30 protein-coding genes are annotated in these 23,470 nt (G+C 42.7%); 27 read left to right on the forward strand and 3 right to left on the reverse strand.

The window, feature by feature from the left end; all coding sequences use genetic code 11:
* Positions 1 to 8 precede the first annotated feature (8 nt).
* Entirely contained in the window at positions 9 to 389 is a 381-nt protein-coding gene (locus ACSSTM_RS00610; protein ID WP_024718853.1) for a rhodanese-like domain-containing protein, read from the reverse strand.
* Between the two features lie 220 nt (positions 390 to 609).
* On the opposite strand from ACSSTM_RS00610, the gene ACSSTM_RS00615 reads away from it, so the two are divergent.
* The 3 genes from ACSSTM_RS00615 (at position 610) to ACSSTM_RS00625 (ending at position 3,154) form a co-directional block, all read left to right on the forward strand.
* On the forward strand, positions 610 to 1,446 hold the full coding sequence (locus tag ACSSTM_RS00615) for a lipoate--protein ligase family protein (protein ID WP_003216009.1): 837 nt from the start codon (positions 610 to 612) through the stop codon (positions 1,444 to 1,446).
* 85 nt (positions 1,447 to 1,531) lie between these two features.
* Positions 1,532 to 1,966 carry a transcriptional regulator MntR gene (mntR, locus tag ACSSTM_RS00620; RefSeq protein WP_003215946.1) on the forward strand — a complete coding sequence of 145 codons (435 nt, stop codon included), beginning with the start codon at positions 1,532 to 1,534 and terminating at the stop codon, positions 1,964 to 1,966.
* Positions 1,967 to 2,278: 312 nt separating this feature from the next.
* Positions 2,279 to 3,154: a patatin-like phospholipase family protein gene (locus tag ACSSTM_RS00625; protein WP_034661272.1), complete on the forward strand. Its 876-nt coding sequence runs from the start codon at positions 2,279 to 2,281 to the stop codon at positions 3,152 to 3,154.
* On the opposite strand, the gene ACSSTM_RS00630 is transcribed toward ACSSTM_RS00625, so the two are convergent.
* Together ACSSTM_RS00630 and ACSSTM_RS00635 are read right to left on the reverse strand one after the other, a co-directional pair.
* Positions 3,151 to 3,546 (reverse strand): SA1362 family protein, encoded by a 396-nt coding sequence (locus ACSSTM_RS00630; RefSeq protein WP_437403956.1) that lies wholly within the window; start codon positions 3,544 to 3,546, stop codon positions 3,151 to 3,153. The genes ACSSTM_RS00625 and ACSSTM_RS00630 overlap by 4 nt on opposite strands.
* Positions 3,547 to 3,584: 38 nt before the next feature.
* Entirely contained in the window at positions 3,585 to 4,541 is a 957-nt protein-coding gene (locus tag ACSSTM_RS00635; RefSeq protein ID WP_060596827.1) for a DUF1385 domain-containing protein, read from the reverse strand.
* Between the two features lie 222 nt (positions 4,542 to 4,763).
* On the opposite strand from ACSSTM_RS00635, the gene ACSSTM_RS00640 reads away from it, so the two are divergent.
* From ACSSTM_RS00640 to ahrC, 24 genes are all read left to right on the forward strand, one after another.
* Complete coding sequence (locus ACSSTM_RS00640; RefSeq protein WP_034661269.1) at positions 4,764 to 5,291, forward strand: YqhR family membrane protein; 528 nt, start codon at positions 4,764 to 4,766, stop codon at positions 5,289 to 5,291.
* Between the two features lie 108 nt (positions 5,292 to 5,399).
* On the forward strand, positions 5,400 to 5,843 hold the full coding sequence (aroQ, locus tag ACSSTM_RS00645; protein WP_003215787.1) for a type II 3-dehydroquinate dehydratase: 444 nt from the start codon (positions 5,400 to 5,402) through the stop codon (positions 5,841 to 5,843).
* Positions 5,840 to 6,901, forward strand: coding sequence for a M24 family metallopeptidase (locus tag ACSSTM_RS00650; RefSeq protein ID WP_034661267.1), 1,062 nt, complete (start codon positions 5,840 to 5,842; stop codon positions 6,899 to 6,901). The genes aroQ and ACSSTM_RS00650 overlap by 4 nt, the downstream gene beginning before the upstream one ends.
* A 25-nt stretch (positions 6,902 to 6,926) precedes the next feature.
* The gene (gene efp / locus ACSSTM_RS00655; protein ID WP_012010541.1) at positions 6,927 to 7,484 is read left to right on the forward strand and encodes an elongation factor P; all 558 of its coding nucleotides are present in this window, start codon (positions 6,927 to 6,929) and stop codon (positions 7,482 to 7,484) included.
* Between the two features lie 382 nt (positions 7,485 to 7,866).
* Positions 7,867 to 8,148, forward strand: coding sequence for a YqhV family protein (locus ACSSTM_RS00660; protein WP_017367580.1), 282 nt, complete (start codon positions 7,867 to 7,869; stop codon positions 8,146 to 8,148).
* Positions 8,149 to 8,214: 66 nt separating this feature from the next.
* Positions 8,215 to 9,138, forward strand: a complete 924-nt coding sequence (gene spoIIIAA, locus ACSSTM_RS00665; protein ID WP_437403957.1) for a stage III sporulation protein AA — start codon at positions 8,215 to 8,217, stop codon at positions 9,136 to 9,138.
* On the forward strand, positions 9,132 to 9,647 hold the full coding sequence (spoIIIAB, locus tag ACSSTM_RS00670) for a stage III sporulation protein SpoIIIAB (RefSeq protein WP_437403958.1): 516 nt from the start codon (positions 9,132 to 9,134) through the stop codon (positions 9,645 to 9,647). The genes spoIIIAA and spoIIIAB overlap by 7 nt, the downstream gene beginning before the upstream one ends.
* 19 nt (positions 9,648 to 9,666) lie before the next feature.
* On the forward strand, positions 9,667 to 9,873 hold the full coding sequence (gene spoIIIAC, locus ACSSTM_RS00675) for a stage III sporulation protein AC (protein WP_003153142.1): 207 nt from the start codon (positions 9,667 to 9,669) through the stop codon (positions 9,871 to 9,873).
* Positions 9,870 to 10,283, forward strand: a complete 414-nt coding sequence (spoIIIAD, locus tag ACSSTM_RS00680; RefSeq protein WP_087978339.1) for a stage III sporulation protein AD — start codon at positions 9,870 to 9,872, stop codon at positions 10,281 to 10,283. The genes spoIIIAC and spoIIIAD overlap by 4 nt, the downstream gene beginning before the upstream one ends.
* 19 nt (positions 10,284 to 10,302) lie before the next feature.
* Positions 10,303 to 11,496, forward strand: coding sequence for a stage III sporulation protein AE (gene spoIIIAE, locus ACSSTM_RS00685; RefSeq protein ID WP_034661263.1), 1,194 nt, complete (start codon positions 10,303 to 10,305; stop codon positions 11,494 to 11,496).
* A 13-nt stretch (positions 11,497 to 11,509) separates the two neighbouring features.
* Positions 11,510 to 12,142, forward strand: a complete 633-nt coding sequence (gene spoIIIAF / locus ACSSTM_RS00690; RefSeq protein WP_034661262.1) for a stage III sporulation protein AF — start codon at positions 11,510 to 11,512, stop codon at positions 12,140 to 12,142.
* Positions 12,135 to 12,806, forward strand: coding sequence for a stage III sporulation protein AG (gene spoIIIAG / locus ACSSTM_RS00695; RefSeq protein WP_034661260.1), 672 nt, complete (start codon positions 12,135 to 12,137; stop codon positions 12,804 to 12,806). The genes spoIIIAF and spoIIIAG overlap by 8 nt, the downstream gene beginning before the upstream one ends.
* Positions 12,806 to 13,438 carry a SpoIIIAH-like family protein gene (locus ACSSTM_RS00700; protein ID WP_034661997.1) on the forward strand — a complete coding sequence of 211 codons (633 nt, stop codon included), beginning with the start codon at positions 12,806 to 12,808 and terminating at the stop codon, positions 13,436 to 13,438. Before spoIIIAG ends, ACSSTM_RS00700 begins: the two co-directional genes overlap by 1 nt.
* Positions 13,439 to 13,633: 195 nt before the next feature.
* Positions 13,634 to 14,110, forward strand: coding sequence for an acetyl-CoA carboxylase biotin carboxyl carrier protein (accB, locus tag ACSSTM_RS00705; protein ID WP_034661259.1), 477 nt, complete (start codon positions 13,634 to 13,636; stop codon positions 14,108 to 14,110).
* Between the two features lie 11 nt (positions 14,111 to 14,121).
* Positions 14,122 to 15,471: an acetyl-CoA carboxylase biotin carboxylase subunit gene (gene accC / locus ACSSTM_RS00710; RefSeq protein WP_034661258.1), complete on the forward strand. Its 1,350-nt coding sequence runs from the start codon at positions 14,122 to 14,124 to the stop codon at positions 15,469 to 15,471.
* Positions 15,472 to 15,496: 25 nt separating this feature from the next.
* Entirely contained in the window at positions 15,497 to 15,904 is a 408-nt protein-coding gene (locus tag ACSSTM_RS00715; protein ID WP_034661256.1) for an Asp23/Gls24 family envelope stress response protein, read from the forward strand.
* 211 nt (positions 15,905 to 16,115) lie between these two features.
* A complete protein-coding gene (gene nusB / locus ACSSTM_RS00720) occupies positions 16,116 to 16,511 on the forward strand; it encodes a transcription antitermination factor NusB (RefSeq protein WP_034661255.1) in 396 nt (131 codons plus the stop codon).
* A gap of 11 nt (positions 16,512 to 16,522) precedes the next feature.
* Positions 16,523 to 17,374: a bifunctional methylenetetrahydrofolate dehydrogenase/methenyltetrahydrofolate cyclohydrolase FolD gene (gene folD, locus ACSSTM_RS00725; protein WP_034661254.1), complete on the forward strand. Its 852-nt coding sequence runs from the start codon at positions 16,523 to 16,525 to the stop codon at positions 17,372 to 17,374.
* A 70-nt stretch (positions 17,375 to 17,444) separates the two neighbouring features.
* The gene (gene xseA / locus ACSSTM_RS00730) at positions 17,445 to 18,791 is read left to right on the forward strand and encodes an exodeoxyribonuclease VII large subunit (protein ID WP_034661252.1); all 1,347 of its coding nucleotides are present in this window, start codon (positions 17,445 to 17,447) and stop codon (positions 18,789 to 18,791) included.
* On the forward strand, positions 18,788 to 19,048 hold the full coding sequence (locus tag ACSSTM_RS00735) for an exodeoxyribonuclease VII small subunit (protein WP_003215880.1): 261 nt from the start codon (positions 18,788 to 18,790) through the stop codon (positions 19,046 to 19,048). The genes xseA and ACSSTM_RS00735 overlap by 4 nt, the downstream gene beginning before the upstream one ends.
* Positions 19,032 to 19,928 carry a polyprenyl synthetase family protein gene (locus ACSSTM_RS00740; protein ID WP_370876251.1) on the forward strand — a complete coding sequence of 299 codons (897 nt, stop codon included), beginning with the start codon at positions 19,032 to 19,034 and terminating at the stop codon, positions 19,926 to 19,928. The genes ACSSTM_RS00735 and ACSSTM_RS00740 overlap by 17 nt, the downstream gene beginning before the upstream one ends.
* 150 nt (positions 19,929 to 20,078) lie before the next feature.
* The gene (gene dxs / locus ACSSTM_RS00745; protein ID WP_034661250.1) at positions 20,079 to 21,980 is read left to right on the forward strand and encodes a 1-deoxy-D-xylulose-5-phosphate synthase; all 1,902 of its coding nucleotides are present in this window, start codon (positions 20,079 to 20,081) and stop codon (positions 21,978 to 21,980) included.
* Positions 21,977 to 22,831 carry a TlyA family RNA methyltransferase gene (locus tag ACSSTM_RS00750; protein WP_034661248.1) on the forward strand — a complete coding sequence of 285 codons (855 nt, stop codon included), beginning with the start codon at positions 21,977 to 21,979 and terminating at the stop codon, positions 22,829 to 22,831. The genes dxs and ACSSTM_RS00750 overlap by 4 nt, the downstream gene beginning before the upstream one ends.
* Before the next feature lie 162 nt (positions 22,832 to 22,993).
* Entirely contained in the window at positions 22,994 to 23,443 is a 450-nt protein-coding gene (gene ahrC, locus ACSSTM_RS00755; RefSeq protein ID WP_034661246.1) for a transcriptional regulator AhrC/ArgR, read from the forward strand.
* The last annotated feature ends 27 nt before the right edge of the window (positions 23,444 to 23,470 follow it).

Here is a 23,470-nt window from a genome sequence, read left to right on the forward strand (position 1 = left end):
CTTTTTTGTTAGTTCTTTGTTTTGATGCGGCCGCCCCATTTTTTAAAGCCGCCTTTTAAATTATAAATCTCACGACAGCCGTTTTTACGTAAAGTTTGAGCTGCTTTTCCGCTTCTTAAATTGTTTTGGCAATAGAGATAAACAGGCTTGTCAGGACGAATTTCATTTTTGCGCTGCTTTAGCTGGGAAAGGGGGATGTTTCTTGCCCCTAAAATATGTCCGCCTTCAAACTCATTTGGCTCTCTCACATCAATGAGTTGAGCTTTGCGGTAACCTTTAATAAATTCTGCTTCCGTCAGCGTTTTCATAATGCGCTGCTGATAAATGTAGCTGCCGATGGAATAAAGAACGAAAAGTCCACAAAGTGAGAGGACGATATAGTTGAATATTGACAATACAACTCGACTCCTTCTTGAGCATCAGCACAGTAGCCTGTCTGATGGTACGTTTTAGACAAATACTATTATAGTAAAGCAAAAGAAACTTGTCATCATAAATGGTAAGAATTATTTTCAATTCGTTCCCTATTTGATAGACTGATGAAGAGAGAAAACCGGTGGCCATCACCATCATCTAACATTGACTACGTAAAAGAGAAGGGATTTTTATATGCAAAAAGAGAAATGGTGTTTCATTGATACAGGAAATCAAGACCCAGCCTTTAACATGGCAATGGATGAAGCCTTGCTTTATTGGCATAGTGAGAAGCTCATCCCGCCTGTCATCCGTTTTTATGGATGGAATCCGGCGACATTGTCTGTTGGGTATTTTCAGCATGTTGAAAAGGAAATCAACATGGAAGCAGTCGAGCGCTATGGTCTTGGGTTTGTCCGCAGACCAACTGGAGGGCGGGGGGTTCTTCATGATCAGGAGCTGACCTACAGCGTGATTGTGTCAGAGGAACATCCAGAAATGCCAGCGACGGTGACAGAGGCATACCGCGTCATTTCAGAAGGCATTTTAGAGGGCTTTAAAGAACTGGGACTCGATGCATATTTTGCCATTCCTCGTACAGATAAAGAAAAAGAAAGCTTAAAAAATCCAAGGTCGTCTGTATGCTTCGATGCTCCTTCCTGGTATGAGCTTGTCGTAGAAGGCAGAAAGGTAGCAGGCAGTGCTCAAACGAGACAAAAAGGAGTGATCCTCCAGCACGGCTCCATCTTAATTGACCTTGATGAGGACAAATTGTTCGATTTATTTCTTTATCCAAACGACCGTGTGAGAGAGCGGATGCAGCGGAGCTTTAAAAACAAAGCGGTCGCCATCAATGAAATCTCAGACCGAACCTGTACAATAGACGATGCGCGTGTTGCGTTTAAACGAGGATTTGAAAAAGGGTTAAATATTGAGCTTGTGCCTTATGAGCTGACAGATGAAGAATTAGCGTTTGTTCATCATCTCGCCAAAACGAAATATGCCTCAGACGAGTGGAATTACAAGCGTTAAGACGGTGGACACTCCTTGTTTTTTAATGGGCGATGGTGTAGAATTGTTATGATTATTAAGTAAAGGTGCATTATGGAGGGGTTTTATGACTACACCTAGTATGGAAGATTACATTGAACAAATATATATGCTGATAGAAGAAAAAGGATATGCCAGAGTCTCTGATATTGCAGAAGCACTCGCTGTCCATCCCTCCTCTGTAACAAAAATGGTTCAGAAGCTAGATAAAGATGAATACCTCATTTATGAGAAGTATCGTGGTCTAATTTTAACCCCGAAAGGCAAAAAAATTGGAAAACGTCTCGTATACAGACATGAACTGCTAGAGCAATTTTTAAGAATCATTGGTGTAGATGAAGAGAAAATTTATGATGATGTAGAAGGCATTGAACATCATCTCAGCTGGAACAGCATTGACCGCATCGGCGATCTCGTTCAATTTTTTGAAGAAAACGACGAGCGATCTGTTCAGCTGAAAGCGATTCAAAAGAAAAACGAACAAACAAATCAAGAATCTTAAGAAAAAGGACACCCTCAGCAAGGGTGTTCTTTCATATTGTTGACAAGGGGCTAAAATGAACTTTATTTTAGCCCTTTGTCTTCTTTTTTTTCAGCGTGACTTGAAAACCTTTGCAGTCTAGGAAGGACGAGTACCGGAGCGGAGCGAATTTGACATTCGTGAGCACCGGAGCGCAGACCTGACACCGAATGCGAGGGTTTGTCTACACGCTGAAAGGACACCCTCAGCATGGGTGTCCTTTTTGATTAAAGTTCTAATTGAAAGCATATGCTCTTACACTATTAATAGCGTGATATCAAAGGGGGCTCCTTGATGAAGATAGATGGTGTGTTCTCAGGTGGAGGCATTAAAGGGGCAGCACTTGCGGGTGCCTATGAAGCGCTTGAAGCGAGAGGATATCAATTTGTCCGCCTTGCTGGTACAAGTGCTGGAGCGATCATTGCTTCACTCATCGCAGCAGGTTTTACAAGTCAGGAGATTCGGGAGCTTTTAGATGAAATGGATGAACATCACTTGCTTGACAGGAGATGCCAATTCATTCCGTTTAAAATGCTCAGGTGGGTATCCATTTACTGGCGCCTCGGTCTGTACAAAGGCGACCGGCTGGAAAAATGGCTGACAGATGTGTTGAAACGAAAAGGGGTTACCGTATTTGGTGATCTCAAAAAAGATTCTCTGAAAATTGTTGCCTCTGATTTAACAAATGGGAAAATCCTCGTGCTGCCAGACGACCTTCCTTCATACGGCTTAAATCCAGAGCGCTTTTCCGTTGCAAGGGCGATTCGGATGAGTTGCAGCCTGCCGTATTTTTTCGAGCCTGTCAAACTAAGGTCATCAAAAGGCATTTGTACCATTGTGGATGGAGGAGTGCTTAGCAATTTTCCAATTTGGTTGTTTGCGGAAGAGAAAAAAAGACCGTTCGTCGGTGTCACATTAACCCCAAACGAAAAAGAACGCCCTCAACACTCCATCCGCAATGCGTTTGAACTGTTTGGCGCTCTTTTTGAAACGATGCGTGGTGCTCATGACGAGAGACACATTGCCACAAAACACGAACGTCATGTTATTTTTATTCCTGTAGAACACGTCATTGCCACTGATTTTCATCTGATGACAGAAAAGAAAAAGGCGCTTGTCGATCTAGGCAGACAGAAAGCCGAGCAATTTTTAAAAAGCTGGACATTTTAAAACAAGGCGCGATTCTTCTTTTTGTTTTTCTTGCCTTCAATCACAGTTAACTGTGTTTGGCTTTTCTTTTTGAGAAGGACGGGCTTAGACTTGTGGTCAGTCGGCACGCTTCGCAAATGAGTGACCCGATTTTTCATCTGGCTTTTCGTTTTTGGTTTAGGCTGCTGGTAGCGACGTTTTGATTGTTTGACTGCTTTACGATAAAGATTGCCCTCTGTTCCAGTTCTTCGATTCATCAGCCATCTAAATAGGAAAAATACAACCGCTCCAATGATCACAACTGATAGCAGCATTGTAAAAAGTCTGCCTGGATTCGTTGTGAGTAAATACACAAATCCCAAAATACCTAAAGCGAAAATAATGGTAAAAGCAGGATGTACTCGGCGATTCATAACTGTCCACCTCCGAAGGAATTTACCGGATTTATAAGTTAGATCACTTGATGAGCAGAATCTGACGCTTGTTTCTCAGACGCTTCCTCTAAACGAAGAAGTTCATTAAAACTTGCAATGGCTACCTCGACTTGATCGTCAGAGGGTTCTTTTGTTGTGAGCAATTGCAGCCAAAGGCCAGGATAGCCAAGCACTTTAAGCACAGGCACTTCTCGGAGTTTGTTCGTGAGCTGAAGCACTTCAAATGAAATGCCCAGAACAACCGGAATGAGCGCCAAGCGATTCAGAACTCTCACCCATAAAGGATCTGTCGGTACGAGTAAATAGACGAACATTCCGACAATGACAGTGAATAAAATAAAGCTGCTGCCGCATCGATAATGCAGCCGTGATTGTTTTTGGACATTTTCCACTGTGATGTCAAGATTCTGTTCATAGCAGTTTATGACTTTATGTTCTGCGCCATGATATTGAAATACCCTTTTAATTAAAGGGGTCATGGAAATAAAGTAAATGTAGCCTAATAACAGGACCAGTTTAAAGAATGTTTCCACTGCGATTTGTGCGAAATTCCCTGAAAAGACGGGCCGCACCAGTTCAGCTAAAAAGACAGGTACTAGGGTAAAGACAAATTTACTAAAGAGAAGAGAGAGAACTCCGATTACAGCAATGCCGAAAATCATGGATAATTTCGAGCTTTTTTGTTCTTTTTCAAGAGTATGATCTTCTGAAGGATCTAAGTCATAGCGCTCGCTGGAGAAGTTCAAGTGCTTACTGCCATTTGCGCTTGCTTCAACAAGTGCAGCAACACCCCTGACAAAGGGAATTTTCTTGAGAAAGGCGGTTCGTTTATTGGAGGTCCGAGGAAGCTTCAAAAACTCAATGGACTGATCCTTTCGCCGAATCGCTGTCACATAGTTCTTTTTACCTCCAAACATGACACCTTCGACAACTGCCTGCCCTCCATATGCTGGACGTTTTGTTTGATTGGACATATTTCATCAACCTGCCTGTTTCCTGTAATTTACATGCATTTCCTTATACCTTTATTGTACAGGAAATGAGGGGAAATCACTAGCGCACAGGTCGATTATCTACTAGAATTCTATCTAGCTCTTTTTAGCCAGTATACCCTGTTATAAAAATTTTACACTCACGGATGGAAATCCTTTTTTTTATGACATTTTGGACATACTACTTGCTGGAGGTGTTCACAAATGAAACGTGATGAAAAGAAAAACCAAGAAGAAAAAAATCAGTCTGTACAAACGTCATCGCTGTTGGCAAGAGCAGCTGCGACAGGCTTTGTTGGCGGTGTTTTTTGGGGCTTTATCGGGTTTCTGACCCATATGTTTCATTTCTCAGAGGTGAGTCCCAATATGCTCCTTCAGCCATTTGTGCTCGGAGAGTGGAAAAAGGGAGGACTTGGCACTTTTATTAGTATTGTGCTTTTAGGGGTTTTATCGATTGGAGCAGCCTTTATTTATTATGGGGTTTTAAAACGAATCAAAGGCTATTGGATGGGGCTGATATATGGCGCGCTTTTATGGCTGCTCGTTTTTTACGTATTTAATCCGATTTTCCCAGATGTAAAGCAAGTCCAAGATTTGCAGCAAAGCACCATCGTCACGACATTTTGCCTATATATTTTATATGGCATGTTTGTCGGGTACAGTATTTCGTTTGAATATAATGAATTAACGAGTCAGAAGCTTGCAAGGGCACTCGGGAAAAAGACAGAATAAAGTGTAAATCACCTATTCATATGATAAAATATTTTTGGAAACGAAAGGTTTCTAAGGAAAAAGAAACAGATCTCGATATAGATTGAATTAGGGTGAAGGAGTGGTTGTATGCCTCATTTTCTTGTGCTGAATGGGCCCAATTTAAATAGGCTTGGCAAAAGAGAGCCGGCTGTTTACGGAAGTAAGACGCTGACAGATTTAGAAACGGATTTGTTCCAGTTTGCAGAAAGAGCCAATATCCAGTTAACGTTCTTTCAATCGAATCACGAAGGGGATTTGATTGATGCGCTCCACGAGGCAGAAGATCAGTACGATGGAGTCGTGTTTAACCCGGGTGCTTTTACACACTACAGCTATGCGCTGAGAGATGCCATTGCAAGTATTTCTTTATCCGTCGTCGAAGTACATATCTCAAACGTTCATAAGAGAGAGGAATTCCGCCATCATTCTGTACTTGCTCCAGTATGCCAAGGGCAAATCGTTGGTCTTGGTTTAGAAGGGTATAAATTGGCGATTCGTTATTTAGTGAGTGAAGGGGGAGCAGTATCATGAAACTTGAAAAGTTAAAAGCACTTTTATCTGAATTAGAGATCGATGGTCTTGTCATTACGAGCAGCTTTAATTTACAGTACATGACCAGCTTTACTGGCTCAGCCGGTCTTGCAGTTGTTTCAAAGGACCAGGCAGCTTTTATCACGGATTTCCGTTATACAGAGCAAGCGAAGGACCAAGTAAAAGGCTACGACATTATTGAACATAAAGGAAACATCGTGGAAACCGCAGCCCAAACGGCAAAGGAATTTGGGATAAAACGCCTTGGGTTTGAACAACATCATATGACATTTGCCACGTACCAGCAGTATGCAGATAAAGCAGGCGATATAGAGCTTGTTCCGGTCTCAGAAACAGTTGAAAAGTTGCGCTTGATTAAGTCTAGTGAAGAGATTAAGATATTAGAGGAAGCTGCGAAGATTGCAGATCACGCCTTTGATCATATTCTCACTTACATCAAGCCGGGCTTGACGGAAATTGCTGTCATGAACGAGCTTGAATTTTTCATGAGAAAAGAAGGCGCTGAAGGATCTTCATTCGATATGATTGTCGCCTCAGGTGTTCGTTCAAGCCTGCCGCACGGAAGAGCGAGTGAAAAGGTGATTGAATCTGGTGATTTAGTCACACTCGATTTTGGTGCTTACTATAAAGGTTATTGTTCTGATATGACAAGAACGATTGCTGTCGGCACACCGAGCGATAAGCTAAAGGAAATTTATCATATCGTATTAGAAGCAGAAAACGCTGGTGTGGATAGAATCAAGCCAGGCTTAACAGGAAAAGAAGCTGATCGCATCACACGTGACATCATTGAAAAGTATGGCTATGGTCAATACTTCGGGCACTCAACTGGCCACGGGCTAGGGATGGAAGTACATGAAGCGCCAGGCCTTTCCTCACGATCAGAGGTCGTCTTAGAAGAAGGAATGGTCGTGACAGTTGAGCCGGGAATTTACTTGCCGGATGTCGGCGGCGTGAGAATTGAGGATGATATTGTCCTGACAGCTGACGGCAATAAACGATTGACCCACTCACCGAAAGAACTTATCATATTATGATGGTGAAATGTAGGAGGATGACAAAATGATTTCAGTAAACGATTTTCGTACAGGCCTGACAATTGAAGTGGACGGCGGTATTTGGCGTGTAGTGGATTTCCAACACGTAAAGCCAGGGAAAGGCGCAGCGTTTGTTCGTTCGAAACTGCGTAACCTGCGTACTGGTGCCATTCAAGAAAAAACATTCCGTGCAGGCGAAAAAGTAGCGAAAGCTCAAATTGAAACAAAAACAATGCAGTACTTGTACGCAAATGGCGACCAGCATGTCTTCATGGATACAAGTTCTTATGAGCAGCTTGAACTAAGTGAAACACAAATTAAAGATGAGCTGAAATATTTGCTAGAAAATATGTCGGTTCAAATTGTGATGTACGGTGCTGAAACACTTGGAGTAGAACTTCCAAACACGGTAGAACTAGAAGTAGTAGAAACAGAGCCTGGTATTAAAGGTGACACAACATCAGGCGGCTCAAAACCTGCAAAAACTGAAACTGGTTTAATCGTCAACGTTCCTTTCTTTGTGAACCAAGGAGATAAACTAGTCATTAATACATCAGACGGTTCATACGTGTCAAGAGCGTAATGAACGAAGAAAGACTGTAAACGTCGTGTTTACAGTCTTTTTAGATTGTTGACAAAGGGCTAAAATGACGTTTATTTTAGCCCTTTGTCTTCTTTTCAGCGTGATAGAAAACCTTTGAAGTCTAGGAAGGACGAGCACCGAAGCGGAGCGAATTTGCCATTCGTGAGCATCGGCGCGCAGGACTGACACCGAATGCGAGAGTTTGTCTACACGCTTTGACTGTAAACGTCGTGTTTACAGTCTTTTTTTATTGTAAAACATGTAAGACTCCTCAAAAGGCAGACCTTCTCTCAATTCTCTCATTCATCTCTCTTCCTTTCTGAAAAACAAGACTACTTCCAGCTAGACAAGCATATAGTGTAAAAAAAGCTGGAGGTTCTATATGAAACAATTTCTCCCAGGCATACACCCATCAGTAGCTGCAATGGCAGGCATGAGGTTCTTATCGGCCGCGATTGAACTGACGGCCGCCATCCTCATTTTAGTCACAAATGACGTTCGAAAAGCGGTTGTCATCAATAGTATATTGGCGATCATTGGGCCGCTCATTTTTATTATCACGATGACGATTGGAATCTATCAAATTGCAGGGCAGTTATCCTATGCCAAGCTCGTCTTTATTTTCATTGGTGTCGTGTTTATTCTTGTTGGGATCTATAAGTGAAACGGCTTGGCATAATTAACGACTCCCATCATACATTTTAGAGAAGAAAAAAAGGAGGGGAATTCGTTGCGGAGTTTGTTGGATATTCTCCCGCACTCGATTGGACAAGAACTTAGACTGCTAAAAGAAGCAGAATGGGATCAAATAGAAGAAATCCGCATTCGCACGGATCGTCCTATTGAATTGATGCAAAGAGGAAAACCGCGCTTTCTTTCTTATCGCACAACAGGAGAAGATGCGTCTCAGCTATTAGGCAGGCTGAGCAATTACAGCATGTACACACTTGAAGAGGAGCTTAAGCAAGGCTACATCACCATATCTGGCGGACACCGGGTGGGACTTGCAGGAAAGGTGATCGTTGAAAACGGCATTGTCAAAGGATTAAGAGATATCTCTTCATTTAATATCCGCATCGCAAAAGAAAAAATTGGGATTGCGCTTCCCTTTCTTCCTTATTTATATGACGAGCACTGGTGCAATACACTCATCATCGGTCCACCGCAAACAGGGAAAACGACATTATTGCGAGATGTAGCAAGACTGGCTAGTACTGGCAGAAGAGCAATTCCTCCTAAAAAAACAGGCATTATAGATGAGCGTTCTGAAATCGCCGGATGTATAAGAGGGGTGCCGCAGCACCAGTTTGGACACCGGGTTGATGTGCTCGATGCATGTCCAAAGGCTGAAGGTTTGATGATGATGATTCGGTCTATGAGTCCAGAGGTCATGATTGTTGATGAAATCGGAAAAAGCGAGGATGTACAGGCACTTTTAGAAGCGATTCATGCTGGGGTCACCATTATCGTCTCGGCTCATGGCTATTCACTTGAAGATGTATATAGACGCCCATCATTGAAGCCGTTATGGGAGCTTCGAGTATTTGAACGCTATGTTGAATTAAATCGCAAGAATGGTCCCGGCACGATCGGGCGGATATATGACCAAGACGGACAAGAGATGAAATGGAGGCGGGGAGTGGACGTATGTTAAAGCTCATTGGCGCTATCTTGATTGTCGCGGCTACGACTTGGGGAGGGTTCGAGTTTGCCAAACGATATAGCGACCGGCCGAAACAAATTCGGCAGCTTCGGTTTGCGCTCCAGTCTCTTGAAGCTGAAATTATGTATGGCCAAACACCTCTAGCGCGGGCTGCAGAGCAAATTGCGTCGCAAGTAGGTCCTCCTGTGAATCGGTTATTTGAACAATTTGCAGAAAAACTCAAAGTCGGAACTTTTTCGGCACGGCATGCATGGAATGAGAGTCTTGAGGATGTTTGGAAAAAAACCGTTTTGAAAAAAGGCGAATATGAGGCACTGAAGCACTTTGGAGAAACACTTGGCCAGCATGATGTCACTTCTCAGCAAAAGTATATCAAGCTTGCTTTAGGTCATTTGGAATCGGAGGAGAAGGAAGCTGAAATCGCCCAAGAGAAAAATGAAAAAATGGTCAGAAGCCTCGGATTTTTAAGCGGATTACTACTGATTCTTTTATTGATGTGAGAGGAAGGGAGTCGAGAGCATGGGCGTTGATGTAAACGTCATTTTTCAAATTGCGGGAGTAGGCATCGTTGTGGCATTCCTCCATACGATTTTAGATCAAATGGGGAAAAAGGAGTACGCTCAGTGGGTCACGCTGCTTGGGTTTATCTACATTTTGTTTATGGTGGCAACCATTGTAGATGATTTGTTTAAAAAGATTAAAGCCGTATTTCTATTTCAAGGATAGGGGAGGGCTTACAAATCGAAATCATACAAATTGTTGGACTTGGTTTAATCGCTACTTTTTTAGCATTAATCGTCAAAGAACAAAAGCCGACCTTCGCCTTTATGCTTGTTGTTTTTACAGGATGTGTGATTTTTCTTTATTTAATTGATCAAATCTATGCCATTATCTCGATGATTGAAAAAATTGCGGCAAGCGCCGGCGTCAATATGAAGTATGTTGAAACCATTTTAAAAATTATTGGCATTGCCTATATTGCAGAATTCGGCGCCCAGCTCACAAAAGATGCTGGACAAGGCGCCATTGCATCAAAAATAGAGCTTGGCGGCAAAATTCTCATCTTGGTCATGGCAGTCCCTATTTTAACAGTCATCATTGAGACCATCTTAGGTATGATCCCGTCCATGACGTAATTGAAAAGAGGTGATGACAATGAAACGGGTGACAGCTGTTATGGGACTGATGCTTTTCTTCTGGCTGATCGCTCCGCATGCAGGTGCAGAAGAGAAAGTACCTTTATCAAATGAAGAACCAGCAGCAGAGGAAGTGGCGAATGGACAGGCTGATGCATTAGAGCTTCAATCCATCAATGACTTTTGGGAAACCATATTGGACGAGTATGGCGGCTTTCTGCCAGAAAGCCAAAAAGGCACAGTGAAGGAAATGATTGATGGCGATAAAGAGCTGTCTCCCCAAACATGGCTGAAAGCCTTTGTTCATTATCTTTTTCACGAGGTCATAGCAAACGGAAAGCTCCTAGGTACACTGATTTTACTCACCATCTTTTGTTCGCTTTTGCAGCTTTTGCAGAATGCGTTTGAGCAAAGCACCGTCAGTAAAGTCGCATACGCTCTTGTTTATATGGTGCTGATCATTATTGCACTCAACAGCTTTCATGTGGCGATTTCTTATGCAACAGAAGCCATTCAAACGATGACCAGTTTTATTCTTGCTCTTATTCCTCTTTTATTAGCACTTATTGCTTCATCAGGCGGGCTTGTCTCAGCCGGATTCTTTCATCCCGTTATTTTATTTTTGATGAATACGAGCGGCGTTTTTATTCAATATGTCGTTCTTCCCCTTATCTTTTTATCTGCGATATTGAGCATTGTCAGTACGCTGACCGAACAATACAAGGTCACCCAGCTTGCCCAGCTGTTAAGAAATGTGGCGATAGGCGGGTTAGCCGTTTTTTTAACTGTCTTTCTTGGCGTCATTTCTGTGCAAGGTGCATCTGCTGCAATTACGGATGGAATCGCTCTTCGTACAGCCAAATTTATTACCGGAAATTTCATCCCTGTCCTTGGCAGAATGTTTACAGATGCGACGGATACCGTGATCAGTGCCTCTGTGTTACTCAAAAATACGGTCGGACTTGTTGGCGTTGCCATTCTCATTTCAATTGCCGCCTTCCCGGCGATTAAAGTGCTCTCGCTAGCCCTTATATATAAGCTTGCCGCAGCCATTCTTCAGCCATTAGGAGGCGGGCCGATCATCAGCTGTCTTGATGTCATTTCAAAAAGTGTGCTTTATATCTTTGCCGCACTTGCTGTCGTGTCGCTCATGTTTTTTTTAAGCATTACCGTCATTATCACTGCTGGCAACTTGACCATGATGATGAAGTAAGGAGGGACACCTTTTGAGTTTTCTCACGGAATGGATCACAAGTATTATTCTCTTTATCTTATTTGCGATTGTCATTGATCTTCTGCTTCCCAATTCAAGCATGCAAAAGTATGCCAAAATGGTCGTCAGCCTGCTGCTGATTGTGGTGATGCTCAATCCGATCTTTGCTTTATTTCGGGCAGACCCTGACCAAATTTTTTCGGAATTGATGAAGGGGAAGGAAGAAGCACAGTCAGAAGAAATAAAAAATCAGATGAATTTAGAAAAAAAAGAAATACAAGCCTCTCAGCGTGCATATATTTTAAAGCAAATGGCTGTCCAACTAGAAAAAAGCGCAAAGGAGCCCCTGGAGAAGGAGAGCTATGAAATGAAACACGTAGAAGTGCTGGCAGATGAGGAGCACCTGGATCAGAATATGGAGGCGGATCAATTTCGCATCAAAGCAGTTCTTTCCCCGCTCACAGGTGATGCTGTAGAAACGGTGGCAAAGGTGGACATTGATCTCTCCACGCAAAAGGAGGAAAGCGCTGAATCTTCTAGCAAAGAGATCACGAGGGTGAAAGAGACACTTGCTGATGTTTGGAATACGAGTCCTGAGCACATTGCGCTGAACATTGAGGGAGGTGACGCAGCAGATCATGAATAACAAGGACTGGAAACAAAAGCTGAAATCATTCTTGCAGCCGCCTGAAAAAGGTGAAGGGAAACCAAAATTAACGAAGCACCATTACTTGCTGCTTGTATTCATCATCGGCGTATCTTTCATGTTAGTCAGTCAGATCTTGTCACCGCCATCAAGCAAAGAACAGGCTGCTGTTCCTGCTTCTAAAAAAACATCCTCACAAGAGCAGGAGGTATTCAAGCCGGCATCGTCAAGTAAATCAAAGAATTCGATTGAGGATGTGGAGCAAGAATACGAAAATCAGCTGAAAGAAATTTTAGAGACCATCATTGGCGTTGAGGATGTATCGATTGTGGTCAATGTAGACGCAACTTCTTTAAAAGTGTTTGAAAAAAACAAATCCAATAAAAGCACAACGACCGAGGAAACAGATAAAGAAGGCGGCGTGCGAAGTGTCACTGATCAAACAAAAGAAGAAGAAATCGTCATCATCAAAAATGGCAATGAAGAAACACCTGTAGTGGTTCAAACGAAAAAACCAGATATTCGAGGTGTCCTCGTTGTTGCTCAAGGAGTAGACAACGTTCAAATAAAGAAAACCATCATTGAAGCGGTTACACGAGTGCTTGATGTACCGAGCCATAGAGTGGCTGTTGCCCCTAAAAAAATTAAGGAGGATTCGGAATGATGTTAAAAAAACAAACGGTTTGGCTATTAACGATGCTAAGTTTAGTTGTCGTCTTAAGTGTGTACTATATCATGTCTCCACAAGGTGAAAATGCAGTGACAGTAGAAGATATGAAATCAAAAGGAACGGAAGAGAAAAAGACTGAAACAGAAAAAGGGACGGACAAAGGAACGGAAAAAGGCACTGATGAGAAGTCCACTGACAAAGAAACAAATGGCAAACAAGAGGATATCGAAACAAGCGGTGAAGAAGGAAAGGCTGTGTCGGAGCAAACAGACGATGAGCTTTTTACAACATACAGATTAGAGCTTGAAGATAAACGAAGCAAACAGCGCGAAGAGTTCAACGAAATCGTATCCAGTGATGATGCAACAGCACAAGAAAAAAGTGAAGCGTATGATCAAATGACAGCGCTTAGTGAGGCAGAAGGAACGGAGCGTCAGCTCGAAACCTTAATTAAAACAAAAGGATATAAAGATGCGCTAGTGAGTGCAGAGGGAGATAAAGTGAGCATCACGGTTCGTTCTGACAAAAAATCAAAGTCCCAAGCGGCCGATATTATTGATATGGTCACAAAAGAAATGAGAGGTCTTGATAACGTAGCTGTCACTTTTGAGCCCTCCAATCAATAAAAAATGAACAGGCGCCCTTTGCCGAAAAGGGCGTTTTTTGATGCGGTTTGGCGCCCCCTCCAAGGTGCTTTCGCGAGGCGCTTCGCCACAATAGTAGTTGAATTCATTGAAATCCTCCTGTAAGATGGTTATAGTATGTACTTTTAGTACTAGCCTATAAGAAAAAGATAAATCCATACATAGGGGTGCAAATCCATGTTAAAAATTGAAGAAATTCATGAACTGATTAAATTAATTGACGAATCTACAATTGATGAATTTACGTACGAAAACGAAGGTGCAAAAATCAAACTGAAGAAAAATAAAGAAGTCGTTCAGCAAGTTGCGGCACCAGTGGCTCCTGTCCAAGCAGCTCCAGCTCAACAAGCTCCTAAAGCACAAGCTCCAGCTCAGACCGAAGCCCCTGCACAAGAGGCAGCTGCGTCTGAAAATCTGCATAAAATCACATCCCCAATGGTTGGCACATTTTATGCTTCATCTTCACCAGAAGCAGGTCCATACGTGACAACAGGTTCTAAGGTGAAGGAAAACACAGTTGTGTGCATCGTAGAAGCGATGAAACTGTTTAATGAAATCGAAGCAGAAGTAAAAGGTGAAATCGTCGAAGTATTAGCTGAGAACGGTCAGCTTGTAGAATTCGGACAACCCCTCTTTCTAGTGAAAGCAGAGTAAGGAGTACGATCATGATTAAAAAGCTATTAATTGCAAACAGAGGAGAAATCGCAGTTAGAATTATCCGCGCTTGTAAAGAGCTTGGAATTGAAACAGTTGCGGTATTTTCTGAAGCGGATCGCGATGCGCTTCATGTTCAAATGGCTGATGAAGCATATTGCATCGGACCGACTGCTTCAAAAGATAGTTATTTAAATGTCACGAATATTGTCAGTGTAGCAAAATTAACAGGGACAGATGCCATCCATCCAGGATACGGCTTCCTTGCTGAAAATGCAGACTTTGCAGAGCTTTGCGAGGAATGCAATGTCATCTTTGTTGGGCCAACTGCGTCAGCGATTTCCAAAATGGGAACGAAAGATGTCGCAAGGGAAACAATGAAAGATGCCGGGGTTCCGATTGTTCCTGGTTCTCAAGGAATTGTAAAAGATCTTGATGATGCTGTTTCAACAGCAGCAAGTATTGGGTATCCTGTCATTATTAAAGCAACCGCAGGCGGAGGCGGTAAAGGAATCCGTGTGGCTCGTACCGAAGAAGAGCTCATTAATGGTGTCACCATCACGCAGCAGGAAGCAGCGCAAAACTTTGGTAACCCTGGCGTCTATTTAGAGAAGTTCATTGAAGACTTTAGACACGTGGAAATCCAAGTGCTTGCAGATCAGCATGGCCATACCATTCACTTAGGAGAGCGTGATTGCTCGATCCAAAGAAGAATGCAAAAGCTTCTTGAAGAAACGCCATCACCAGCGCTGAATGCAGACATCCGTGAGCAAATGGGTGAAGCAGCCGTAAAAGCAGCAGAAGCTGTTGAATACACTGGTGCTGGAACGGTCGAATTCATTTATGATTATAATGAAGAGAAATTCTACTTCATGGAAATGAATACCCGTATTCAAGTAGAGCATCCTGTAACAGAAATGGTCACAGGTGTTGACCTGATCAAAGAACAAATTAAAGTTGCATCAGGTGAAAAACTTTCTCTTACACAAGAGGATGTCGTATATGCAGGATGGGCGATCGAATGCCGTATTAATGCAGAGAACCCAGAGAAAAACTTCATGCCATCAGCTGGTGAAATTAAAATGTATCTTCCGCCAGGCGGTCTAGGAGTACGTGTTGATTCTGCCGCTTATCCGGGCTATGTGATTCCGCCATATTACGATAGTATGATTGCAAAGGTGATCACATATGGTAAGACGAGAGAAGAAGCGATTGCGAGAATGAAACGCGCGCTTCAAGAATTCGTCATTGAAGGAGTCTACACAACGATCCCATTCCATCTAAGATTGCTTGAGCATGAAACATTTGTGAGCGGTAATTTTAATACGAAGTTTTTAGAAACATACCAAATCATGAAATAATCATAGCTTTCGGAGGTGAATGATCGTGTCAGAAAACAATTTGCTTGAAATGAACCTTGATGAAGATCAATTGGGAAAAGTGCAAATTGCACCAGAAGTGATTGAGGTCATTGCTGGGATCGCCGCTTCAGAAGTCGAAGGCATTGCCGAAATGCGCGGCAATTTCGCTGCTGATGTAGCAGAACGCTTTGGTAAGAAAAATCACCGTAAAGGTGTGAAAGTAGATGTCTCTGATGAAGGCATCACAATCGATGTATACTGTGTGGTTCAATTTGGCCTATCCATTCCAAAGGTATCCACTGCTGTCCAAGAAAATATCCGTCAAACTCTTTTGAACATGACTGCCTTGACGATTAATGAAATCAATATTCATGTCGTTGGTATTCAATTTGATACTAAAGCATCTGAGGCTGAAGTAGATCAAGAAATGTAAAAAAAGAGTTCAAGTGAAACCAAGGAGGCATTGCCTCTTTGGTTTTTTAAAGCCCATTTTTGGGTCATTTCCGAATAATAATGATCTCACGCGTTGATTGATTCGTTTTTCGTCACAGCTCGCATGGATCTTGGTGCGACCACGGGCAAAATATGTTATGATCTCTGTATGGCTTAACGACAAGCGGATAAAGTGGTTAAAGGAGTAAATAATGAAAAGAAGAACTGCAAGAGAAAAGGCGCTACAAACATTATTTCAAATTGATGTGAGCAATATTGATCCGAAAGAGGCCATTACACATGCGCTGGATGAACAAGAATCAGATCCTTTTTTCGAGGAACTGGTTTTCGGTGTGCTTGAACAAAAGGACAAGCTCGATGACATGATTTCACAGCATCTAGTGAATTGGAAACTCGATCGTATTGCAAACGTAGACAGAGCCATTTTAAGGCTGTCTGTGTACGAGATGGTGTATCAAGAAGATATCCCGCTTAGTGTTTCGATGAATGAAGCGATTGAACTGGCCAAATTATTCGGTGATGATAAAGCACCGAAATTTGTAAATGGTGTACTTTCAAACATTAAAAACGACCTAAAGCAGCAATAGGAGGATTCGACATGACAGCAACAATCATCGATGGGAAAGAAACAGCAAAAGAAAAGCGTGAGCAATTAGCAAAAGAAGTAGAAGAGCTAAAACAAAAAGGTGTCACACCTGGTCTTGCCGTTATTCTAATCGGTGATGATCCGGCTTCACTTTCTTACGTACGCGGGAAGAAGAAAGCAGCAGAAGCAATGGGGATGCATTTCCAGCTTGATCATTTAGAAGCTTCTTTAACAGAAGAAGAATTGCTTCAGCTGATTGATCAGTACAATGCAAACGACCAATTCCACGGGATTCTTGTTCAGCTTCCACTGCCAAAACATATTTCTGAAAAAGCCGTTATTGAACGTATTTCACCTGAAAAAGATGTTGATGGTTTCCATCCATTGAATATCGGGAAAATGCTGCTTGGGGAGGACACATTCCTTCCATGTACACCAGCAGGTATTGTTGAATTACTAAACAAAACGGGTGTTAATCTTTCTGGAAAAGAAGTCGTTGTTGTCGGACGCAGCAATATTGTCGGCAAACCAGTAGGGCAATTGCTGTTAAACGAAAACGCAACGGTTACTTACTGCCATTCAAGAACAGCGAATATTTCAGAACATACGTTAAAAGCGGACATTTTAGTTGTTGCCGTCGGTCGAGCAAACTTTATTAAAGCTGACCAAATTAAAGAAGGCGCTATTGTTATCGATGTAGGAGTCAATCGTTTGGATTCTGGGAAGCTTGTTGGAGATGTTGATTTTGAAGAGGCAAAAGAAAAAGCTTCTTATATCACACCAGTCCCTGGCGGAGTCGGTCCAATGACGATTACGATGCTTGCACATAATACGGTTAAATCAGCAAAACGTACATTAGCATAAGCTTTATCCATTCATCCACCTGCATGCTGCTGGTGGATGAATGTGCGTTTTTGAAGAGGAGGAATACGTCATGAGTGAAAAAGCCTTTGTGACGGTCACAGCCCTTACAAAATACATAAAAAGAAAATTTGATGTTGATCCGCATTTAGAAGATATTTGGATCAAAGGTGAGCTATCCAATGTAAAGATTCATTCAAGAGGACATGTGTACTTCACCTTAAAAGACGAAAACGCACGCATGCAAGCTGTCATGTTCCAGCGCTCTGCGTCTAAGCTGCCTTTTTCACCTAAGAGCGGAATGAAGGTGTTTGTACGCGGCGGGATTCAAGTATATGAACCAAGCGGAAATTATCAATTATATGCAAAAGAAATGCAGCCTGATGGTGTTGGTGCTCTTCATCTTGCTTATGAAGAGCTGAAGAAAAAGCTGGCAAGTGAAGGCTTATTTGATGCGCGCTATAAAAAAACAATTCCTGAATATCCAGAAGTTGTTGGTGTGATTACGTCTCCAACAGGAGCAGCTGTTCGAGATGTCATTACGACCATCAATCGGCGCTATCAACAGGCGAAAATCATTGTGCTTCCGGCGCTCGTTCAAGGTGAACATGCGACCCGTTCAATCGTAGAACGAATCAAGGAAGCAAATGAAAAACAGCTCTGTGATGTCTTGATTGTCGGAAGAGGAGGCGGTTCGATTGAAGAACTTTGGGCCTTTAATGAAGAAGCTGTCGCAAGGGCTATCTTCGCATCAGACATTCCAATCATATCTGCAGTTGGGCACGAAACAGACTTTACGATCAGTGATTTCACTGCAGACATGAGAGCACCCACACCAACAGGAGCAGCCGAGTTAGCTGTTCCAAGCACGACCGATTTAATTGAACGAATCAAATCAATCGATATACGGCTGACAAGAGCCGTAAAGAATCGAACCTCACAAGCGAAGGACCGTCTTGTGGCGCTGCAATCCTCTTATGCCTTCCGTTTTCCAAAACGATTACAGGAGCAAAAAGAGCAGCAATTCGATTTGGTATTTGACCGTTTTCAAAAACAGCTGACGAGACAAATTGAGCAAAAGCGCAGTCAACTAGACCGCCAGACTTACAGGCTGAAGCCGCTTCATCCTAAAGAGCAGCTGCTTCAGGCGAAAAAACGCCACGCCAATGAAACAGAACAGCTCATCCGCAGCATGAATGTGCAAATGAAAACAATTCATTCGCAGTTCCAATCGGTTCTTGGTAAACTAAATGCATTAAATCCACTTCAAGTGATGGAAAGAGGCTACAGTTTAGCCTATAAAGAAGATGAACTGATAAAAAGTGTGAACCAAGTAGAGACGAAAGATCAGCTGACCATCACGATGAAGGATGGACGTCTGATTTGTGAGGTTATTGAGAAGGAGGGGCAATCATCATGACAGAATCCAATAAACAAAAAGAAGAACAAATGACATTTGAAGAGGCGATGAAAGGTCTTGAGGAGATTGTGGGAAAGCTCGAAGAAGGAGATGTACCACTTGAACAGGCCATTCATTATTTCCAAGAAGGCATGACCCTTTCGAAGCTTTGTCATGAAAAATTACAGCATGTTGAAAAGCAAATGGATTTCATTTTAAAAGAGGACGGTGAGCTGGCTCCCTTCTCAGTGAAGGAGGCAGATGCTGGTGACAAGTAATTTAAATGAATTTTTAACAACACGAAAACAGGCCATTGAAGATTATTTATTTACATATGTTCAGGAATTGACGATTCCAGAAGACCTGAAATCTTCTATGCTCTATTCTCTTAAAGCGGGCGGGAAAAGGCTTCGACCTGTTCTCGTTCTTGCTCTATTACATGCCTACGGTAAAAACGAAGAAGACGGTATACCTGTCGGCTGTGCAGTTGAGATGATTCATACGTATTCATTGATACATGACGACCTTCCTTGCATGGACGACGATGACCTTCGCAGAGGAATACCGACAAATCATAAAGTGTACGGAGAAGCAACAGCGGTTCTCGCAGGTGATGCCCTTTTAACAGAAAGCTTCCGCCTGATTACATCACAGCTGTCTAGCAGCGTCTCAGCTGACAAAAAGCTCAGAATTGTGGATGAGCTTGTAAAGTCAGCAGGTGCACTAGGAATGGTTGGCGGTCAATTTGACGACATGGAAGCAGAGCAAAAACAAGTATCGCTTGCTGAACTCGAATCCATTCACGCCCGTAAAACAGGAAAGCTTCTTACGTTCAGCGTCGCAGCAGGTGCAATGCTGGCAGGAGCATCAGATGACGATATCGAAAAGCTAAGGGAATTCAGCTATCATATTGGCATTGCGTTTCAAATCCGTGATGACATTTTAGATCTCGAAGGAAGCGAAGAGAAAATCGGAAAACGGGTCGGCTCTGATACAGCAAATGAAAAGTCGACATATCCTTCTTTATTAACGCTTTCAGGAGCAAAAGAAAAACTGCATGAGCACATCACACGTGCAAAAGAAATTGTCTCAAATCTTCAATTAGAGCAGCAATTGCTGCATGATTTATGTGATCTGATTGCCTCAAGAGATCATTAAAAACAGCCTAGATTTGAGGGTCCTCGAGCAATTGTGGTAAACTGTAAACAGTTTATCATGATGAGACAACTCTTATTCCGCATTGGTTTTCAAAGGAATAAGGCATTATATATGTATATAGAAATTTTGTTGAAAGCGAGTTGATCCTAATTGGATCTTTTATCAATAAAAAATCCAACGTTTCTAAAAGGAATGTCAAATGCAGAATTAGAGGAGCTTAGTGCTGACATTCGCATGTTTTTAATTGAGTCCTTAGCTAACTCTGGCGGGCATATCGGTCCGAACCTGGGAGTCGTTGAACTGACTGTTGCGCTTCATAAAGTATTTGACAGCCCAAAAGACAAATTTCTCTGGGATGTTGGACATCAGTCTTACGTTCATAAGCTGTTAACGGGAAGAGGGGCGGAGTTTGATACACTTCGTCAATATAAAGGGCTTTGCGGTTTTCCTAAACGAAATGAAAGCGAGCATGATGTTTGGGAGACAGGTCACAGTTCCACCTCGTTATCTGGCGCGATGGGTATGGCGGCAGCGCGGGATATCAAAGGGACAGATGAATATATTCTGCCTATTATCGGAGACGGCGCACTAACCGGAGGTATGGCGCTGGAAGCCTTGAATCATATCGGTGATGAAAAGAAAGATATGATAGTGATCCTAAACGACAATGAAATGAGTATCGCACCAAACGTCGGTGCGATTCACACAATGCTTGGCAGATTGCGCACAGCTGGCAAATACCAATGGGTAAAGGACGAACTCGAATATTTATTCAAGCGCATTCCAGCCGTAGGCGGAAAGCTTGCTGCTACAGCAGAGCGGATCAAAGACAGCCTCAAATATTTACTTGTATCTGGCATGTTTTTTGAGGAAATGGGATTTACTTACTTAGGTCCTGTCGATGGACATTCGTATGAAGATCTTTTTGAAAATCTTGAATATGCAAAGAAAACAAAAGGTCCAGTTCTTCTGCATGTCATCACGAAAAAAGGAAAAGGCTATCAGCCGGCAGAATCCGATAAAATCGGGACTTGGCACGGTACGGGTCCATACAAAATCGATACCGGTGATTTTGTAAAACCGGCAGCAGCAGCTCCGTCTTGGAGTGGTCTCGTCAGTGAAACGGTCAGAAAGCTGGCACGGGAAGATGAGCGGATTGTTGCGATCACGCCTGCGATGCCTGTTGGTTCAAAGCTTGAAGGCTTTGCGAAGGAATTTCCAGAGCGGATGTTTGATGTAGGAATTGCCGAGCAGCATGCAGCCACAATGGCAGCTGGGCTTGCGACGCAGGACATGAAGCCATTTTTAGCGATTTATTCAACGTTCCTGCAAAGAGCCTATGACCAAGTGCTGCACGATATTTGCCGTCAGAACCTCAACGTATTTATTGGCATTGATCGTGCGGGACTTGTCGGTGCAGATGGAGAAACCCATCAAGGTGTGTTTGATATTGCCTTTATGCGTCATATGCCGAATATGGTACTTATGATGCCAAAAGATGAAAATGAAGGACAGCACATGGTCAATACAGCCATTCAGTACGATGACGGTCCTATTGCTATGCGCTTCCCGCGCGGTAATGGGCTGGGTGTCAAAATGGATGAACAGCTGAAAACCATTCCGATTGGGTCCTGGGAGGTTCTTCGTCCAGGGAAGGATGCCGTGATTTTAACATTTGGTACGACGATTAAAATGGCGCTCCAAGCAGCAGAAGAACTTCAAAAAGAAGGGAAATCGATTCGTGTCGTCAACGCTCGGTTTATTAAGCCCCTTGATGAAGCGATGTTAAATGACATCCTTTCTGAAGGCATTCCGATTTTAACGATTGAAGAAGCAGTGCTCCAAGGCGGATTTGGCAGCAGCGTCTTAGAATATATACACGATAAGAAAGCTTCACATATCAAAGTAGAACGTATGGGCATTCCAGATGAATTTATTGAGCATGGAAGTGTTGATGCCCTGCTTGAAGAAATTGGTCTGACGAAGGCACAGGTTGCTGACACTTTACGTGACCTGCTTCCCGCAGCACCAAGAAAAGGAATTGGATCATGACATCAAAGAAAGAACGACTTGACGTTTTATTAGTCGAACAAGGACTAATGGAAACGAGAGAGAAAGCAAAGCGTGCCATCATGGCAGGAATCGTTTACTCAAATGAAAACCGTTTGGATAAACCAGGTGAGAAAATCGCTCGTGATACTCCGCTCACTGTGAAGGGGAACCCTCTGAAATATGTGAGCCGCGGCGGGTTAAAGCTCGAAAAAGCACTAAAAGAATTCGACTTAACCGTTGAAGGGAAATTGCTAATTGATATTGGTTCATCAACAGGCGGATTTACAGATTGTGCTCTTCAAAATGGAGCGGTCAAATCATATGCTGTTGATGTTGGCTACAATCAGCTTGCGTGGAAATTAAGGCAGGATGACAGGGTAATCGTCATGGAGCGCACCAATTTCCGTCACTCCGTCCCAGCAGATTTTACTGAAGGGTTGCCAGAAGTAGCATCAATTGATGTCTCTTTTATTTCACTTAAACTCATCCTGCCGGCTTTAAAGCACATTCTTGTCCCGGGCGGAGACTGTATTGCACTCGTCAAGCCTCAATTTGAAGCAGGCAGAGAGCTTGTTGGGAAAAAAGGCATTGTGCGAGATCCGTCTGTCCACCTTGGTGTACTCGAAGAGATGAATCAATTTGCTGCAAAAGAAGGCTATGATGTAAAGGATGTATCATTTTCGCCTATTACTGGTGGAGACGGGAATATTGAGTTCCTTCTTCATTTAGTGCTTCATCCCGATCAAGAAGAGAATGCGGCACTTCCGGCTTCAGAGCTTGAAAAGGTCGTCAAGGAAGCCCATTCGGTATTGAAAGAAAAGAAAAACAGCCCTGAGCCGGCTGACACATGAGATCATCGAAACAAAAGGAATAATAGCTCGCTATTATTCCTTTTTACATGGTCAAAAGACGAGAATTGACCGTTTCTCACGTAATGCTTGTTTTTTGAACTGTGGTTCATATAACATAGAACGTAAAGACAAACTGAGATCAAACGCCTAGGGGGGTCAAACATGAATAAAGGTCAAAGACATATTAAGATTAGAGAAATCATTGCGGGCCAAGAGATTGAAACACAGGATGAACTAGTCGATATTTTAAAAGCCGATGGATATAACATCACACAAGCGACCGTTTCAAGAGATATTAAAGAATTGCATTTAGTGAAAGTGCCGACGAACAATGGAACATATAAATACAGTCTTCCTGCGGATCAGCGGTTTAACCCGCTGTCTAAACTGAAGCGATCCTTAATGGATGCATTTATCAAAATGGATGCTGCCAGTCATTTAATCGTCCTCAAAACCATGCCCGGTAATGCTCAGGCCATTGGGGCTTTAATGGATAATTTAGATTGGGAAGAAATCATGGGAACCATTTGCGGAGATGATACCATTTTGATCATTTGCCGCACACCAGATGATACGGAGACAGTTTCGAGCAAAATTTTAGAACTGCTATAAAGAATCAGGTTTACAAAAAGAGGTGTC

The organism is Bacillus sp. RK1064 (genome assembly GCF_051488405.1).
Classification (GTDB): domain Bacteria; phylum Bacillota; class Bacilli; order Bacillales; family Bacillaceae; genus Bacillus.